Source organism: Haloarcula terrestris, from assembly GCF_031624315.1.
Classification (GTDB): domain Archaea; phylum Halobacteriota; class Halobacteria; order Halobacteriales; family Haloarculaceae; genus Haloarcula; species Haloarcula terrestris.
The window spans coordinates 31659-49235 of record NZ_JAMQOM010000005.1 but is presented as its reverse complement, the minus strand read 5'-3'; the positions used below and the strand labels follow the sequence as shown (position 1 = coordinate 49235).

At 57.4% G+C, this 17577-nt stretch carries 10 protein-coding genes and 5 pseudogenes; 11 read left to right on the top strand and 4 right to left on the bottom strand.

Annotated features, from left to right (window positions below; all coding sequences use genetic code 11):
* Positions 1-747: 747 nt before the first annotated feature.
* Positions 748-1914, bottom strand: a complete 1167-nt coding sequence (locus NDI54_RS13305; protein ID WP_310896922.1) for an ISH3 family transposase — start codon at positions 1912-1914, stop codon at positions 748-750.
* A 502-nt stretch (positions 1915-2416) separates the two neighbouring features.
* On the opposite strand from NDI54_RS13305, the pseudogene NDI54_RS13300 reads away from it, so the two are divergent.
* From NDI54_RS13300 to NDI54_RS13290, 3 pseudogenes are all read left to right on the top strand, one after another.
* Positions 2417-2677, top strand: a pseudogene (locus NDI54_RS13300) (hypothetical protein); the annotation flags it as partial.
* Positions 2678-2686: 9 nt separating this feature from the next.
* Positions 2687-2898, top strand: a pseudogene (locus NDI54_RS13295) (hypothetical protein); the annotation flags it as partial.
* 592 nt (positions 2899-3490) lie between these two features.
* Positions 3491-3586 (top strand): annotated as a pseudogene (locus tag NDI54_RS13290) (VapC toxin family PIN domain ribonuclease); the annotation flags it as partial.
* Between the two features lie 56 nt (positions 3587-3642).
* Here NDI54_RS13290 and NDI54_RS13285 read toward each other — a convergent pair.
* A complete protein-coding gene (locus tag NDI54_RS13285) occupies positions 3643-4035 on the bottom strand; it encodes a DoxX family protein (RefSeq protein WP_310896921.1) in 393 nt (130 codons plus the stop codon).
* A 119-nt stretch (positions 4036-4154) separates the two neighbouring features.
* On the opposite strand from NDI54_RS13285, the gene NDI54_RS13280 reads away from it, so the two are divergent.
* The 4 genes from NDI54_RS13280 (at position 4155) to NDI54_RS13265 (ending at position 9483) form a co-directional block, all read left to right on the top strand.
* Positions 4155-4967, top strand: a complete 813-nt coding sequence (locus NDI54_RS13280) for an aldo/keto reductase (RefSeq protein ID WP_310896920.1) — start codon at positions 4155-4157, stop codon at positions 4965-4967.
* Between the two features lie 143 nt (positions 4968-5110).
* Positions 5111-6337, top strand: a complete 1227-nt coding sequence (locus tag NDI54_RS13275) for an MFS transporter (RefSeq protein WP_310896919.1) — start codon at positions 5111-5113, stop codon at positions 6335-6337.
* Positions 6338-6722: 385 nt separating this feature from the next.
* A complete protein-coding gene (locus NDI54_RS13270; RefSeq protein WP_310896918.1) occupies positions 6723-7661 on the top strand; it encodes a UbiA family prenyltransferase in 939 nt (312 codons plus the stop codon).
* A 172-nt stretch (positions 7662-7833) separates the two neighbouring features.
* Complete coding sequence (locus NDI54_RS13265; protein ID WP_310896917.1) at positions 7834-9483, top strand: histidine kinase N-terminal 7TM domain-containing protein; 1650 nt, start codon at positions 7834-7836, stop codon at positions 9481-9483.
* Positions 9484-9523: 40 nt separating this feature from the next.
* On the opposite strand, the pseudogene NDI54_RS13260 reads toward NDI54_RS13265, so the two are convergent.
* Positions 9524-9801, bottom strand: a pseudogene (locus NDI54_RS13260) (hypothetical protein); the annotation flags it as partial.
* 465 nt (positions 9802-10266) lie between these two features.
* Here NDI54_RS13260 and NDI54_RS13255 point away from each other — a divergent pair.
* A complete protein-coding gene (locus tag NDI54_RS13255) occupies positions 10267-10857 on the top strand; it encodes a DUF7342 family protein (protein ID WP_310896916.1) in 591 nt (196 codons plus the stop codon).
* Positions 10858-10860: 3 nt separating this feature from the next.
* Positions 10861-11250, top strand: a pseudogene (locus tag NDI54_RS21440) (hypothetical protein); the annotation flags it as partial.
* A 384-nt stretch (positions 11251-11634) separates the two neighbouring features.
* Here the strand turns inward: NDI54_RS21440 and NDI54_RS13250 are convergent.
* Positions 11635-11835, bottom strand: a complete 201-nt coding sequence (locus NDI54_RS13250) for a hypothetical protein (RefSeq protein ID WP_310896915.1) — start codon at positions 11833-11835, stop codon at positions 11635-11637.
* Between the two features lie 640 nt (positions 11836-12475).
* Here NDI54_RS13250 and NDI54_RS13245 point away from each other — a divergent pair.
* Positions 12476-12691, top strand: a complete 216-nt coding sequence (locus NDI54_RS13245) for a hypothetical protein (protein WP_310896914.1) — start codon at positions 12476-12478, stop codon at positions 12689-12691.
* Between the two features lie 379 nt (positions 12692-13070).
* Positions 13071-17480, top strand: coding sequence for a PAS domain S-box protein (locus NDI54_RS13240; RefSeq protein WP_310896913.1), 4410 nt, complete (start codon positions 13071-13073; stop codon positions 17478-17480).
* Positions 17481-17577: the final 97 nt, after the last annotated feature.

Sequence of the window (17577 nt, the reverse complement as noted above, 5' to 3'; positions counted from 1 at the left end):
GCTGTTTGCGCCGATATTCGCAGTATCAAAATACGCCATCAAATAGCCTGCCAATCAGGAAGACAACGACGAATGCACCGAACAAAATCAATACCGCTAAAAGGAAACCGATGGGACTTCCCGACCCTTCAAGACCGATTTGTAAGGCGGAATACATCGTGTTCGAAAAATTGGTGTAGAAGAGTAAATAGCCAGTGGGTGACGTGCTAAATTCGCATGCCTACGATGCAGCCGTTTTAGCGCCTTCGGCGAATAAATAAACCGTACTCACAACAACTGTTAAGCGGAAATCAGCTTCAGCCTACGACAGATCGTAGGACCGGAAAATTCGATAAACCGATGAAGTCAACACCTCATAGCAGATCTGTTTCATAGCAATTGAAATCGCACATCAGCCATCGTTTCATACCTGGCCGATACAGTACTAAGAACGAGAGTAACGACTTGTCAGCGTGATCTGGATATCGACCTCTCGACAGCGCTTCTGAGAGGCAGCAATGTCTTACGGACGCCTCGCCTGAGCAGTCCGAGTTAGCCCGGGACGGCGAGTCGATAGATCCTCTCATCTAACGTCAGTACCTCACAAAGCATCGCCAGTTAACCTGAGCTGAGTCACCTGTTCTGTTGAGAAGAGTCGTCGGCAGTGGTCGAAGAACGCTAATCGAAGGTGGAGCTGCCGCTGTCGGCGGCGATCAGCCGCCGACGCGGCAGCGTTGCCACTCATTATGCGGTGTCCTCGGTCAGTAATTACCGGTGGAACCGGTCGTCCGGTGGCCGGTTTGCGGGGACGGCCCGACGCACTGCGAGGGCCGTCCACGCTGCCCGACACAGCATGTTGATGAACTCCTCGAACGACCAAGACCAGAGGCGACGCCCGCCACGGCGGGGCGTCGCCACATACTCCCAATGGAGATACCGCCACACATTCTGCAAGAGTAGGCTTACCACGACGTACAGCAACCGTACAACCGGATTCTGCGTCGTGGTCGTCACGATGCTTTGTTCGCAGAGTCGGTAGCTCGCCTCGATACCGAAGCGTTTCGCGTAGTGGTATCGAGCATCTCGTGGTGTGTCAATGAACGGCGCGTCAGCGGCGTAGCCGTGACGCGCCACTCCGTGTTCGTCGTACCGTCCGTTTTGATAGGTACAATCGATATAGACGGGAAACTCGACGGTCCAGCTGTGACCGTCGAGTTTCCCCGACAGCTCATGTTGGATGACGCGGCTCCATCCTTCCGAGAGTTCCTGCTTGATTGTTTTTCCCCACCGGACGACCGGCATCACGTACGCGTAGTTGTGCGCGTGAAGGAGCGTGAGACACTTGCTATCGTAGAATTCTCGGTCTAGATAGACGGCCTTGACGCTGAGGTCAAGGCCGTCAAGCAGACCAAAAAACTCGGCGAGGACGCTGCTGGCGGTGTCGCCGTCGACGAGACGGCGCACCGCCAGCGTGTATCGCTTATTCTTCACACGCGCGTAGAGTGTCGCATAGGCATGGAATGCGGTGGTTCCACGTTTCGCTTCTGAGTGATAGAGGCCAGCTGTTTCGTCCTCGTCACCGTAGTAGGGCCGCAGGTGGAGGTCTACGACGACCTCCACCTGCTTGGGAAGGATCTCTAGAACGTCCTTTTGCAAGAGTGCGTTCCCAACCTGTTCAACCGACGTTAGGTCGAACTTCTCGCGGAGGTGGTACAGAATCGTGTTTTCGTGAGGGGAGTCTTCACTGGTCTCACAGAGTTCAGATATCGAGGTCCCGTCGGCGCATGCGCCGACGAGGACCTCTAAGATATCCTCAGCATCGATTTCAGCGTTGTTGCCGAGTCCAAGTGAAACTTCCTCGTCAAGCGTGTTGACGAGGAAGTTAAGAAGCTGGTCTTCGTGTATTTCACCGTCTGCTTGCTTGGTCTTAGACACACCTTCAGCAAGCAGACCTCTCAACTAACCAGCTTTGTGAAGTACTGAACGTGTCTATCAGGCACCGCGTCAGGGTCCGCTAGGTCGACGTTGCAACCGACGCCGTCGCAAGCCGCGTATCAGCATTTCGCAGCGACAGTGTAGCGAAAAGCGCTAACCAACAATAGCTGATCGATAGCCGGACTGTTGGTTAGCCGACTATCGATTGATTTCTGCCCGTCGGTTGTTGCTCACAATCTCACCAGAAATGCCCGCCCAGTGGGTATGCATATTGCGCCTGCAACCCCGATCAAATTCGTCACTCAGCGCTGTGTGGAGGAACGAAACCGCAGTTTGAACAGCCGTTGTGCTTCGTCGTCTGATAACTCAATCCCGCGCCGCAGTTTGGACAGTTGTACTGGTTGAAACTCATCAGTGGCAAAAAACACTCGATAGCATCTAAAATTTCACACGATATATGTCTAATCCTTTTAATGGATAGCTTGTTTGTACTGACTGTCCCGCACGCGAACTACTCGCCCAAGACCACTCGCTGTTTCTCGGTGTCGACGGCGAGGGTGCGGCGCATTACTGGGACAGTTACGAGTTCGCTGTAGCGGTTGTTTCGGCGGATGGTGACGCTGAGAATGTCGTGTTGGCAGAAACGCCCTTCGAGACGCTTGCTGAGTGGTGTGAATATACTCGTGGCAAGCGCGAGTGGGATATCGGCCCGCAGGTCGGCGGGTCGCTCGTCGGCCATCTCGTTCGAGGTGTTGAAGCGTGAAGCGGCACCGTGGAGGAGCGGGAGTGTGTTCGGCGGGCCGCGAGGGCTATTCGTGAGGAGGGAGAGACTGAGTCCGTCGATGGCTTGCGCCGAACGCGAGTTAGTACGACGCTTGGACGCTTGATGCTGTGTTGCAGGATTCTGAGGGGGTGCCGCCGGAGGTGCTGCGGGAGCTGGCATTGGCTGGGTTGACGCTGCAGCCGACGCCCACCCAGAACGAGTCCACGTTGGACGAGCGGCGAGCGAGCAAGCCCAATGGCGCAGCTCAAGATTCGGACTTCGAGCTTGGTTGCGCCACTAATAGGGCGGTCTCGGCCTGAACAACGGGATTGCGCTGTTATGAACACTTCACCAGCGAACGGACATCAGTTGGTCTACGTACAGCGAACCGGTTCGTAATATGGGAAGTACAGGGGACACAGCGACCATATAGCTGTTTGCGCCGATATTCGCAGTATCAAAATACGCCATCAAATAGCCTGCCAATCAGGAAGACAACGACGAATGCACCGAACAAAACCAATACCGCTAAAAGGAAACCGATGGGACTTCCCGACCCTTCAAGACCGATTTGTAAGGCGGAATACATCGTGTTCGAAAAATTGGTGTAGAAGAGTAAATAGCCAGTGGGTGACGTGCTAAATTCGCAGTCTCACTGAGCAGCCGATTCACTCTTTTTGCTGAGCAAAGAATCTAATTTCCAACGGTTGAGAAGCTGTAATCGCTTAGTTTCGATGTGGCGGGGGCCTCTATGGATAGTATTCAGCGCTGAAGCAGTAATGCACCGGCTACATGGAACATAGCAATGGTAACAACGACCTCACGACCCACGCCGGCCATGACGAAGCCGTCGCTCTCTCAGATCGAATTGAAGAAAACGCCCGTTTCCACATCGACGGACTCACCAGCAGAGTACCCGGCCAGCGAACCAGCGTCCAGTCAGTCACTTGGGGGAGTCTCGACGCTCAGTCGGTGTACCAGTACGCCCAGAGAATCAACACACCCTGAAGCGGCAACCGGGCCCAGCGGGCCAACACAGAGGGATCGCCGCCACCGGGAGCTCCCTCGATGGAAACCATTGAGACAGCCATGTAGATGTTTGCGGGAAAGATCGCAACGAGCAACGCAATCGTCGCCCATGCGGCGTACGAGCGTGTTCGTGGCACCAGCAGACCAAGCCCGACAGCGATTTCGGCGACACCGGATAGATACACCAGCGCAAGCGGTGCGGGCAAGACTGGTGGTACGATCTGGACATACAGGTCCGGCACGACGAAATGCAAGCTCCCTGCGACGACGTACAGAAGCGCCATCACGTAGCACAGCGGCTGTTTGAACTGCCTCAAACTAACACGCATCTGTAACGAGGTACGGCAGCCAGCGGAAAGCAAGTTGGGATATGCGTCCAATGGTGGGGACACAGACTCGTCACGACCGTCGGCACAGGAGCTTTTTCGCAGTCGGTCTAAGCTATATCATGGAATACGTCACCACAACGCGTGCAGAGGTCCCGGCACTCGGACTCGGAACCTATCGTCTACGTGGCCAGACCTGTACCGAGACGGTTTCTCAGGCGCTGGAAATGGGCTATCGCCACATCGACACCGCCGAGTATTACGAGAACCAGGCTGCCATCGGGCAGGCGCTCGCAGACACGGCTGTCAGCAGAGACGACCTGTTCATTACGACAAAGGTCTGGCGAACGAACCTCAGCTATGAGGAGACCAAGCGAGTCGCCAGAGAAAGTCGGGAGAAACTTGGCATTGAGACGATCGATCTGCTCCTGATCCACTGGCCGAGTCGGTCCGTCCCCATCGAGGAGACGATCAGAGCAATGAACGAACTCCAGAACGATGGAGTGGTTCGACACATCGGCGTGAGCAACTTCTCGGTGGCACAGCTTGCGAATGCACGCGAAGCTTCAGAGACACCGATCTGTACGAATCAGGTCGAGTACAATCCCTACACTGACCAGTCCGACGTGCTTGAGTACTGTATCGACCACGATATCATGCTCACGGCGTACAGTCCGCTGGCGAAAGGCCGCATCAATGACGACGACACCTTGGCGGCGATTGGTGACCGATACGGGAAATCGCCAGCACAGGTAACGCTCCGCTGGCTCCTCCAGCAACAACAGGTCGCTGCAATACCGAAGGCATCCAGCCAAGCCCATCTGCAGGCCAACCTCTCGATCTTCGATTTCGAGTTGACCGACGACGAGATGGCACAGATCTTCGACCTGCAGGGAGGATTGATAGATCGGGTTCGGTCGATGTTGGGGATATAGTACCGCAATCTGTCATATGCCGGACTCCTTGATTCTGGTCAGAGCTTACAGCGTGTTAACCTTTCAGTGAATGCACAGCGGAATAGACTCGGCTCGAACGCATCGCGCTAGGTTAATACGGCGCGGGCATGGACTGTGTCGGTGTGTCGAGCGAGGACGCTGCATTGGATGCTACAACGGCCGTGACGAGTGAGCGCGCCCGCTGGGGGCTGCTCGCGGGCGCGATTCTCATGTCCGTGGCGCTCGCCGCCTACGAACTCGTTCCGGCAAGCGTGACACCGCTCATTCGAGACTCGTTGGGAGTCGGTGCCTCGGAGGCCGGACTCCTCGTCAGTGTCATGTTCGGGACGGTGGTCCTCGCGAGCATTCCCGTCGGGATCGTGCTCGACAGGACGAATTCACGCTACGCCATCGCGGTGGCAGTCGGTCTCCTTCTCGTCGCCGGCGTGTGGGGCTGGCAGGCCGCCACCACCGGCGCCTATTGGTCGCTCGTCGCCTCACGCGTCCTTGGCGGCGTCGCCTACACTGTCGTCTGGAACGCGGGCATCGACATCGTCGGGCGCTCGTTCGATCCTGCCAGACAGGCGACAGCCGTGGCGACGTTCACCGCGAGCGGTCCTGTCGGCTTCGCAATCGGGCAGGGTACCGGCCCTATCGTCGCCGAGCAGTTCGGATGGCCGGCGGTTTTTCCCATCTTTACGGGCATTGCGTGCGTGGGAGTGCTCATCTTCTGGCCGATGAGTCGTGGCAGCGGACACGCTACTGGGACCCCGGCACCGACGCTGTCGGACCTCGGCCGCGTCGTCACGAACCGCCGCGTCTGGACGGTCGGCCTCCTTGGGTTCCTTGGCTACGCGCTGTATCTGTTCGTCAACAGTTGGGCGCCGTCGTATCTCACCGAAGACCTCCAGCTATCGTTGGCGCTCAGTGGCGCGCTCGTTGCCCTGTTTCCCGCCGTTGGCGCACTCTCGCGAATGAGCGGTGGCGTCCTCTCGGATACCCTCTTCGGTGGCAACCGCCGCCCCATTGTCCTGCTTTCCTTCTTGATAGCGACGCCCGTCATCACGGGGTTTACTGCGATTCGAACCGTCCCTGTCGTCGTCGCGGCGCTGCTCGTCGCCGGATTCGCCATCCAGCTGTGTCTTGGCCTTGTCTTCGCATACGTCCGTGAACTGGTCGAGCCAGCCGTCGCCGCGACGGCCGTTGCCTTTCTCACGAGCGTCAGCCTGGCGGGGGCGTTCATTGCACCCATCGCCGCCGGATGGCTCATCGACGCCTCGAACTACGAGACGGCCTTCCTCGTCGCTGGCATCCTCGGGGGGCTTGGGGTTCTCCTGGCGTGGTACGCACCGGAGCCAGAGGAGACCTAGTCGTGAATACCATGCAAAGTAGCGATAAAGGATATTTCGACGACTAACGGTGGCCACCGTCAACCACTCACGCTGAAGAACACATGGAAGAGTAGCCAATCAGTCTGATAGCATGGGATATTGACTGCTATCTGTGTCCGTCACCGACCAGTAATTCTGGGTGTACGCCGTCCTCAGAACCGCTGTGCCGTTCTGATGGGCTGTACAAGTGCCTTGCTCGGTGGCTCAATGCTGCTAACGAAACACTACCCACCCGATAATTGGTTGACCAACAGAGATTGCTACCAATCCACAAAGCTTCACCATTAATACAGGCCGGTAAGAAAAAAATTTTACTTCCTTCTAGGGATTTACTGCAGCGTTTCCCCAATGGGCTACCGCAGCAATGGTAACTGATCCACAAAACCAGGGAAAGAAGCCTGGTATGGAGTCTAGAACGTACCGCTCTCTAATTACAAAACTATCTACCCGCACGAAACCAGTTCGGAACCTATTACTCTACAGTTCCGTATATCTCGCTCTTATCGCGGCCGCAGAAGTTGTTCTTGTGAGTAAACTGCTCTCACTCCCGCTGAGTCCAGCCCCCATCGTGGCAGGACTTCTAACGTTTGCAGTATACGGAAACGATCGGTTGGTTGATATTGAAACCGATGCGAAGACGGCACCAGCACGAACCGCCTTCGTGCGCCAGTATCAAGATCGCTTCTACGTTCTGGCAGCTATCGCATATGGACTTGCTGTGGCACTTTCCGTCTTCGGTGGGCCGCTCTCTTTTGGCCTCTCGCTGTTACCGGGTGCAGTCTGGGTTCTCTATGCGTATAATTGGATACCACAGTTTGCGGAGCAAACCCGGCGGCTCAAAGAGATATTTATTCTCAATTCGGCTCTCGTTGCAGTTGCGTGGTCACTCGTGATTGTCTTTCTGCCACTCGCATTTGTTGATGCGTCCGTGTCTCCAGCAGCCGGTGTCGTATTCTTCTTCTTTGTGTTAGCTACGTTTGTGAATACTGAAATTCCAAACGTCCGTGATACGGCGGGTGACCGTGAGACCGGCGTCCGGACGCTCCCGGTCGTAGTTGGGGTTCGAGGGACCAAATTTGTCCTTTACGGAATCACGGTTCTGACAGCGGCCATCCTTGTTGTCGCTGTTAGTGAGAGTGTCCTCACTGTTAGAGAAGTCAGCGTGCTCTTGGCTAGTCTTCTCTTTTTAGCTGGCGTCATTTTCTGTCTCAATCGTATCGAGAACAACGGGGCCCTTGCGATTGCAGCTGAATGTACCCGTTTACCTGCACTTGTTCTCGCGGTTCTCCCGATGCTTAGATAACAGAAATCCAAAGGCGAACCTATTCGCCTTCAGGTCGGCCGGATAGTACCAGTGTGAATGGAACGTTTATCAGTATTATATCAATCATATTTAATTTCGAGGGGAAATACGTTATAAAGACGGAGAACCATGTAATCCAAACGTAGCTGTGCTTACACTGACGCTGATTAAGATGGTGCTGGTCGCTACGGTTGGGGTCGGCGTTACAGGTGCCCTACTCGCATGGAGAGAGCGGCCGAAACCGGGTGCAGACCCGCTTGTCCTCTTCTTGGTGGGCCAATGCTGGTGGTCAGTAACGCTGATTTTTCGAATTAATGCGGTATCGCTCCAATCGAAGGTTTTCTGGGTAGACGTCTCCTGGATCGGTGTTGCGCTCATCCCAGTAGCGTGGCTGTTATTTGCACTAGAATATGCAGGGTATCAAGAGTATACGACTCGCCGCTATATTTTGCTCTACTCCATTGTTCCTGCCATTACCGCCTTTTTCGGACTTACGAGCCAGCATCACCAGTTACTGTACACGAGCTCCGTCATTATTCAGGAAAACGGGGTTGCGACGCTTACTCGAACGCCAGGAATCTGGTTCTGGGTCATAGCGATCTACACGTACCTGTTGGGCTTTCTGGGAGCGTTGCCGCTGTTGCAACTCGTAACGAGTCGAGTGAATACGTTTCGCGGCCAGAGCCTGTCACTTCTGGTCGGCCTTCTGGCTCCCTGGGCGACAAATGTCCTATTTTTGCTGGATCTGCTCCCCACAGCTGGTGTTGATCCAACGCCGATTGCGTTTGCTTTCTCTGGGGTGGCATACCTGGGAGCGCTAACCCGGTTTCAACTCTTTGGAGCAACTCCGACTCCAATTCGACATGCCCGCGATTCGCTGTTTAAACGGATGCAGCAAGGTGCTGTTGTGTTGGACACTCACGGGCATATCGTTGATATTAACGATCAAGCTACGACGATCCTTCAGACACCTCCAGACGAAGCCCTTGGCCAGCCACTCAAACAGGTGAGTCCGGACTTGTCGGCGCTTGGCAGGACAGCACGAACCGGTCAAACGATTTTCAATCCATCTGGGACCAGCAAGTCATACGACGTGTCTGAAAGCCTCTTGACGGACATCCATGACCGGACTATCGGCCAAGTTATTACACTACATGATGTCAGTGACCTGCTCCGAGATCAGCAACGGTTGGAGGTTCTCCATCGAATCTTCCGGCACAACATCCGGACGAACGTGCAGGTCATCCTCGGCAATACCGAATATCTAGCCACGCACAACAGTACCGCGAAGGCAGAAACGCTGAAGAAACACGCTCTTGAAATCCAGGAACTTAGCGACCAAGTCCGTGCAGTCATTGATATCTTTGAACAGGGGCGGGAAGATCGAGAACCCCTCAATTTAAACTCAATCCTTCGCGAACATGTGGCCTCGATTAGAGCGGAGTATCCCGAAGTCACGGTTGAGTATACTCACGGACCCGACGGTATCGCAGTAGATAGCTTGTTCAATGTTGTCTGCTCGAATATTATTCAAAATGCAGCACAACACAACACCAGTCCCAATCCACGGGTAGCAATTACTGTAGAGCAGGATGGCGAGTCAGTTCTGATTCGTGTTCGGGATAATGGTCCGGGTATTGATCAGAACGAGCTTGCGCTTATTGAACAGGGAACGGAAACACCGTTAGAACATGGGAGTGGATTCGGACTCGCCTTGGCCGCTTGGGGGACTGATATCGCAGGTGGAACCGTCGATTTCGAGTCTACTGACTCGACTGGAACAGTTGTTACACTGCGGGCCCCGATTCTGTCACACGATTAGATCAGAATCGGGATATGTCCAGTCGTTTCATCGGCTCCTCCTAATTCGCTAGTAATATCGGGATACGTGATTCATCGGAGTTCCGCAATCCATCAACGAGCCCTTCCTCCGTTCGTAAGCGATACAGCCGCACCTCCCGATCAAACAATCCGAAGACACCGTCTTGCATCCAGCCGAATGGGTGTTCCTCACTTCGTACTCTCGCTTGAGGACGAGATTTTTCGCGAAGGATTCAGTCGTACCAACGAGCAGCCCCTGTTTAACGAGGAAATCATTTGACTCTTTTTCCGCGACACCCATACGATACGTTACGATATCCAGCCGTCGGATCGGCGTCAGTCTCCAGACAGTATCGGAACTCCCGCGAGAAGTCGACGTTGAAACAGGCGAGATTCTGATTGGATAGTCCGACAGCTGGCGTGCCTGCCGGACGAGTGCGGTGACGGGGTTGATGTGGGCGACATCGACCGCGATGACTGTCTCCTCGTCCGGCGGTTGCCTCCCACTATAGGACGCGGCCGTCGCTTAGGAAGTCGCTTGTGAACGGCATCTGGGGTCTCTATGACGTTCGAGTCGCCGATAAGCGATGGCGTGTCGTTTCCGGATTTCAACGAATGTTTTCAAGAATGTCTCTACTGGTGTTTTCTGCCCGGTTGCCTGTCCTCCGTTATCTCTGAGCGATTTCCGGAATTCACCTAGTTGGATTTAGCCGGTGTTTTCACCATAGAGAGGAATATGTAACTTTGCCAAAGAACTATGTTCCCCTGATCCGTGCGTTTCCATATGAACGACCGAAGCCCACCAGATGAGTTTGCAGATGTCAACGAAGCGGTCGGCGAGGAATGGGAGGCAGAAACAACACCCTATGAGCGCATTCGACACGTCGTTGCGCATACGTACAGCCCCGTCTCAGCTGATGCCGTAGCTGACGATGCACGAACTGCTCCAAAGACCGCTCGAAAGCACCTGAACACACTCGCAGACGAGGGGTTTGTCGAGACGACACCCGGCGAACAGGGCGGCACGCTCTATCGGCGCTCACCTGAATCACTCGTCGTCGAACAGGCTGCCGACATCCTTGAGCACGTCTCGACCGATGAACTCGTCACCCGAATCCAGGAAATGCGCGAGCAGCTCACCGAGTATCGGTCCAAATTCGGTGTCGACTCACCCGAAGAATTGGCGATCAACCAGACGAACCAGGCCCTTACCGAGGCTGGAACCCCACAGGACGAGATCGACCCAGAGACGATTCGTGAGTGGAAGACACTCCGTCGGAATCTCGCGTTTGCGAACGCTGCGCTCTCGATCGGCAACGCCGAGCAATTTGTCGACAGTGACCGGCGGCCGACTGACGACAGCGTCCCTGCCTGAGCAATGCGGGATTCTCCGGACCAAGCAGAAACCCATACTCTCCGGGGGGCTACGGATCGGCCAGCGCTACTGACGATTCGTGACGTCGTCGAGGAGATGGAACCGCTCGCGACACCTGAACTCGACGACTACCTCCATCCGTCAGTCCTCGAAGTCGTGCTTGACGATGGACTGTGTGCGGCCGATGACGCCCGAATCGATATCCAGTGGACGACACGAAATGATTACAAGTTCCATTACACGGACACGGAAGGGGTGAATCTACGCTGGGGGAAGCACCCACACGCAGGAGACTACATCCACGTCCCCGGATTAGAACACTATCATCCACCGCCGAATGCGAGTTCTGCTCCGGACGAGGTCGAAGCGTCTTGTATTTCACAATCTCCTGAAGACTCGACTTGTTGTCCATATTTCTGATAAGGCGCGGTGTGTCGCTTCTGCATTTCAGGGTAAGCCCCGAACAGATGGGTATTCGTCTTCAGTTACTGAGTTTCCGGGAGATTCGATGGTTTCCGAGAACGTTTCCAGGATCGGACTCCTCAGTGCCACTTAGTTACCCAACATTTCTAATTTCTTGCGTCTGTTTGTTGGTTAAAGACGTAGACGACGACGAGATTTCGACGCGGGTCAACAACCCCGGCAACGACCCCATTTCATTGAGTTGCTGGACCACGAGCGATCGGACTCGGTGAGTTCAGTTCGGGATAGCTGTCTTGGTTCCTCGTCGTTACGGAGAGTTGAGGAGAAAGCCCCGTGCATTAGCGCGGGGGGATGTCAATCGGTTTTGCGGAGTTGGCCATCGACCTCGTAGAGCCAGCCCCGGTCAAGAAGCCGATCGACCACGTATTCTGCATCAGTCTGCTCCTCGATATGCTCAGACTCAGCCAGAAGGATCTCATGTGCTTCACTCTTGGAAAGCTCGTCAGTGTCTGAACCATACGCTCTCTCGGGTGTCTGATAGGCACTTACAGTCATAATCATGAGCAGTAGAGATATTCTCTCAAGTTTATATTACTGGCGTATGATATTTTTCACTAGTTTCAGACGAACTCTCGTGGGGTTGAAGATCGGCACACACAGCCTTACTCCGCGCTGGTCGGTAGAGTTTCAGACGAAGCGATGTTGAAACTACGTCAGTACTCTTGCTGTCTAAAGCTAGTACTTTCTACTGAGCCGCGAAAGGGTGGTCAGTTTATAAGTAGGCCGCCGCCGCAGAAAGTTTGCCAGGCTTCTATCCACGTATACATGGTACTAATTTGAGTCCAGCCCATAGCGAGAGCGCGGCGGGCTCTGAAAATATAGTAAAGCGACGAAGGGGGAGTACGGGGAATGGACCGCGTGAGGAGGGCATGTCAGAGGGCACTTGGTGGGCTCCAGCCCCATGCGGGGGACGGGCGGGGGCGATGGTGGGCAGGTGTGTCGGATACTTTTCGGGGACCGCCTCCGACCGGCGGCTACCTGTACATACCGGCCGGTAGGTAATCAACCCCCACCGAGTGTTTCTGACGCTGCAACACGATAATAGACATCGCTGGGCTAATTGACCACACACGTCTGTTTCAGACCCGGAAACATTGCGTTCCATATTATGACTCCGGCACTCATTGTCTCGGGTATGACCGACCCTGATGTGCAGGATGAGGCTGTCCCTTGGATCGACGACCAGTCTCAGCGATCAGATGGAGTGTCAGACCTCTCCCAACTCGATGTGGTTTCCGACCCGGAATCGAACACGGTAACGTTTGTTTCGAAGCGAATCGAGGATGACACGACGACCGCGTGGATCACCGCGGAAGTCGATATACTTGTTGATCTTTCAGAACTACGTTGAGTGAGGGTCTGACGGGACTTCGATGGGCGGTAACTGCCCTGACGCTTCTTTGCTGGCTCATTACGGGGTCATTCTCGATACCGAGGGACAACTGGATACCGTGCCAGTGGAGACCGCCTGTCGCCGTCTCATCATCGAACTCTCAATTGCGTTATCAAACTAATACTGACTCGACAGCAAGCCGAGCGAGATCTATTTCGGATATCAATGAATATGATACAGGCTAGGTTCTGTAGACACAGGGGACTCCGGGCGGCTGGGAGTGTACCCCGGGTTACAACAGCGCGGTATCTTGGTTCGGAAACGCATGACGATGAAATAGACGTGATAACCGTTTTGTACGTTCGCAAAACATGTATGATAATCGGAGTTCGTACCGATGCCATTCACGACCCAACCGCTCCGGGTCGGTGTGGTGGGGGACGAGGCTGTAGCGGACACCCTCGACAGTCAGACCGAGGCGTCCGAAGTCTCCGTCATATCCATGCCCGACCCCGACGACATCCCTGACCGGATCGACTGTTTATGTGTCGACCAGCGGTACGATTCGGGTTCGTGGCCATCCGCTCTCGATCGGGTCACCGACAGAAGGCCGGATCTCCCGGTGGTCGCCCTTGTCGAAGAACAATGCGCTGTCGCGACGGCGTTGACGGCCGGCGCGACCGACTACCTCCCGCGGTCGCTGGTCGAACGCCGCCCAGCCGTGGCTGTTGGGAGACTCGAAACTGTCGTCAGTCGCGAGCGAGATGGCGGACGGACCGAGCGTCTGACACCGGAATACGAGCAGATTTTCGACGGCGTCAACGACGCCATCGTCGTCTTCGACCCCGAAAGCGGGGACATCGTCGACGCCAACGAGTCATACCACGAACTGCTTGGATACGACGACCTAGAAACGATACGCGAACTCGGTATTGAGGGGCTCAGCATCACCGAGGAGGGGTACACGGCCGAGCGAGGTTGGCGTCTCATTCGGGAGGTGGCCGACACCGGCGAACCCCGTACCGTCGAGTGGCGCGGCCGGACCCGAGACGGCGAGACGCTGTGGCTTGAAGCGACGCTGGCGCCCGCTACGATCGGTGGGGCGAGGCGTGTCCTCTCGATTCAGCGTGACGTGACCGACCGCAAGCGCCGCCGGCGTGAGTACGAACAAATTTTCGACGGCGTCAACGATGCTATCGCCGTCCACGATCCGGAGACGAGCGACCTCATCACAGTGAACGAGACACTGTGTGAATTGACGGGATATGACCGTGAGACCGTCCTCGAACTCGGTGCTGAGGGGTTGACTATGGCGACTGAGGAGTTCGACCCCGCAGAGATCCCAAACATCATCCGGCGAGTGATGGACGGCGAGGATGTCGAACCCTACGAGCAGGCCATCGAGACGGCTGACGGCGAACGACGATGGCTGGAGGTCAACCCGACGCGGGCGGTCATCGACGGCGAAAAGCGTTTTCTCGCTATCTCGCGTGACGTCACCGAGCGGCGCGAACGTCAGCGGCGTCTCGAAGCCGAGCGTGACCGTCGGTCGATCCTGTTCGAGAACACGCCCGACCCCATCATGGCTGTCGAGTTCATCGACGGCGATCCGTTCATCATGGAGGTCAACGGGGCGTTCGAGACGGTCTTTGGCTTCGACGGCGACGCCATCGCGGACCGCCCCATCGCCGATGCCGTTGTTCCCGACTCGGAACGGGAGGGGTACGAGCGCATCCGCCAGCAGGCCATCGCCGGCGAGCCCGTCGAGACGGAAGTCCGGCGCCAGACCGCCGAGGGCATCAGAGACTTCCTCCTGCGGGTGTTGCCGTTCGAAGCCGACGGTCGACGGCAGGCCTATGTCTGGTACACCGATATCACCGAGCGCAAGCGCCGCGAGCTCGCCATCGAAGAGGAGCGACAAAAGTACTCTACGCTCGTTGAGCAAAGTACCGACGGCATCGTTGTCGTCCGGGACGCGGAGTACGTTTTCGTTAACGAACAGTTCGAACAGTTGACGGGCTACGACCGGGAGGACCTACTGGGGATGTCTTTCGAGCAGGTGTTTACCCCCGAGTGTCAGGAGATGGTCACCGATCGCTACCGACGGCGCATCGAGGGCGAGTCCCCGCCCGACCAGTACGACCTCGAACTACAGCGGCCAGACGGGACGCGGCTGACACTCGAAACGTCCGTCTCCCGTATTCGCCACGGGGGTGAACCGGCGACGTTGGCCACCCTACGGGATGTGACCGAGCGCCGCGAGCGCGAGCGGGCCGTCGAACAGTTACAGTCGGCGACCGAACGTATCCAAGGTGCGGAGACACGCGAGGCAGTCTACGACATCGCTGTCGAGACGGCACAGGACGTGCTCGACCTGCCGATGACGGCCTGCTGGCGACACGACGGCAACCTTCGCCGCCTGGAGTACGTCGCTGGGACTGCTCCTGTCGAGGAGATGCAGGTCGGACCGGTTGGCTTCACTCCCGGGGACCGCGAGTATGAACTCTTCGAACGCGGCGAGGCGACAACCTATAACCCGAGCGACCACCACGACCACAACCCGCTGACCGCGGCTATTGTCGTGCCGCTGGGCGAACACGGCCTACTGGCCGCCGGTCACGAGCGACGCGAAGAGTACGAGACGTACCTCGTCGACATCATGCGGGTGTTGGCCGGACATGTCGCCACCGCGCTCGAACGGGTCGCCAACTCCAAGCAGTTACGCGAGAACGAGCGCCGACTGCAGGCCATCATCGACCGTATCGAGGAGGCCATCTTCCTCGCGCCGGTCGGAGAGCTGACCAGCACGCAGCCAGCTCCGGATTTCGTCAGTTCCGGCTACGAGCAGATATGGGGCCAGCCCCTCGAACAGTTACACGAGACCTACGAGGAGGGGTTTTTTGATACACTCCATCCGGAGGACGACGAGGAGTATCAAGCGTTCATCGAACGGCTTGTCGGCGCGGTCCGCCGCGGCGATGCCGACGAGCGCTACGCCATCGAGTACCGAATTGAGCGACCCGACGGGGAGATCAGGTGGGTCCACTCGGATTTCTATCCGACCGAGTGGGACACGGGATCCACGCGTATCGTCATCGTCAGTCGGGATGTGACCGATCGTAAGGCCCGCGAGCGGACACTGGAATCGTTCCACGACGCCACTGCCGAACTGACCACAGCCGACGGCGTCACCGAGGCTAGCACGGTCGCGGCGACAGCTGCCGCCGACGTCTTCGACATGCCCGCGGCAGCGGTGTACCGATACGCATCCGAGAGCGGCGAGTTGGTCCCGACGGCGACTGGTCCCGACGCCCCCGACGTCGCCGAATTGGCCCCATTGACGGATGGGGACACCGCTGCGTGGGAGGCGTTCGTCGACGAGACCATGCGTCGGGTCGATGTAGAAGATATCCCAGCCGTAGGCGTCGACGCCGGCAACGATGCTCTGTTGCTTCCGCTGGGCGGGAACGGCCTGCTCGTAGTCTGGGCGTCTGCGGAGCGGGTCGACACCGAGGCGGCGACCATTCTCGCCGCGACGCTAGAGGCAGCCCTCAATCGACTCCGCGGCGAGCAGCAACTGGCAGACAGGCGCGAAGAGTTGGCCGCACAGACGGAGCGTGCAGAGCGACTGGAATCGATAACGGAACTAACACGGCGGGTCGAAGCGGCGATAACGACACGCTCCTCGCGTCGGGGGATTCTGGAAGCCGTCTGCGAGGAACTGGTCGATGTCCCCCCGTTTACGGCAGCGTGGACCGCCGCCGCCGAGGTTGGAGCCGACCAACTCACGCCCCGGACTGTCGCCGGCACCACCCGGGACGCCGTCGAACAGACCCTTCGTGGGGAGCCGGACCGGTCGGACCCACATCCGGCCCAGGACGCGTGGCAGCGGGGGGAGACCCGCGTCGTCGACGACCTCGTCGGCGGGAGCAGGCGCAGCGACTGGCGACAGGAGTTTCTCCGGTCGGGCGCGGGGTCCGTTTGTGCCGTCCCGCTTGCTTACAGCGGTATCACCTACGGCGTCCTCACCGTCATCACCGACGAACCCGACGCGCTCAGTGACCATGCGGTCGAGGTCCTCTCGCAGCTGGGGACGTCAGTCGGCTACGCCATCACGGCCATCGAGCGCCAGCGGGCACTGGAGTCCGACGACACCCTCGAACTCGAATTCCGCGGGGGTGGCATGGACCTCCCGTTTGCCCGGCTGGCCCGCGAGGTCGACTCACCTGTCCGGCTTGAACGGACGGTTCGCCGGCAGGACGGCTCGGTCAGCGTCTACTACACCCTCGAATCCGAGGGGCCCGAGCGGCTCCATGACCGGGCAGCCGATGTGTTGCCGGGCGACGTGACTGTCGTCTCACAGGGCGAAGACCGATCCGTGCTTGAACGCAGCGGCTCGTCGTGGTTCGGCTCGCTTATTTCGGAGTACGGCGGCGTCCTTCGGCGCGGTCGCGCGACACCTGAGGGCGTCGAATTAGTCGTCGAACTGCCCCAAGAGGCGGACACACGCACTATCGTTGAGCGGATACGAGACACGTACCCCGCCCTGGAACTGACCGCACAGCGCCAGCACCGGGAGGCCGACATGACGCCAGGCGAGATCCGCGAGCAGCTCCGCGAGCGGCTGAGCGACCGCCAGTACGAGGCGCTGGAAACCGGCCACGCGATGGGGTATTTCGACTGGCCCCGGGAGAGCAGTGGAGAGGCGGTGGCAGCGGCTTTAGGTATCACACAGCCGACAGTGAACAAACACATCCGACTCGGCGAACGCAAGGTGTTCGACCTGCTGTTCGACCCGGATACCTGATCGGCTGGATTCTGGACGAATAGACGGATGTGTGGGGCACGACGGGTGACTCAGTGGGGAGGGCCGAATTCGTCAACGGGGCCGATGACGGCACCGG

Coding starts and splice junctions, on each gene's coding strand:
- NDI54_RS13285 (WP_310896921.1), bottom strand. CDS start 4,035: ATGCGTGTTAGTTTGAGGCAGTTCAAACAGCCGCTGTGCTACGTGATG.
- NDI54_RS13280 (WP_310896920.1), top strand. CDS start 4,155: ATGGAATACGTCACCACAACGCGTGCAGAGGTCCCGGCACTCGGACTC.
- NDI54_RS13270 (WP_310896918.1), top strand. CDS start 6,723: ATGGTAACTGATCCACAAAACCAGGGAAAGAAGCCTGGTATGGAGTCT.
- NDI54_RS13265 (WP_310896917.1), top strand. CDS start 7,834: ATGGTGCTGGTCGCTACGGTTGGGGTCGGCGTTACAGGTGCCCTACTC.
- NDI54_RS13255 (WP_310896916.1), top strand. CDS start 10,267: ATGAACGACCGAAGCCCACCAGATGAGTTTGCAGATGTCAACGAAGCG.
- NDI54_RS13250 (WP_310896915.1), bottom strand. CDS start 11,835: ATGACTGTAAGTGCCTATCAGACACCCGAGAGAGCGTATGGTTCAGAC.
- NDI54_RS13245 (WP_310896914.1), top strand. CDS start 12,476: ATGACCGACCCTGATGTGCAGGATGAGGCTGTCCCTTGGATCGACGAC.
- NDI54_RS13240 (WP_310896913.1), top strand. CDS start 13,071: ATGCCATTCACGACCCAACCGCTCCGGGTCGGTGTGGTGGGGGACGAG.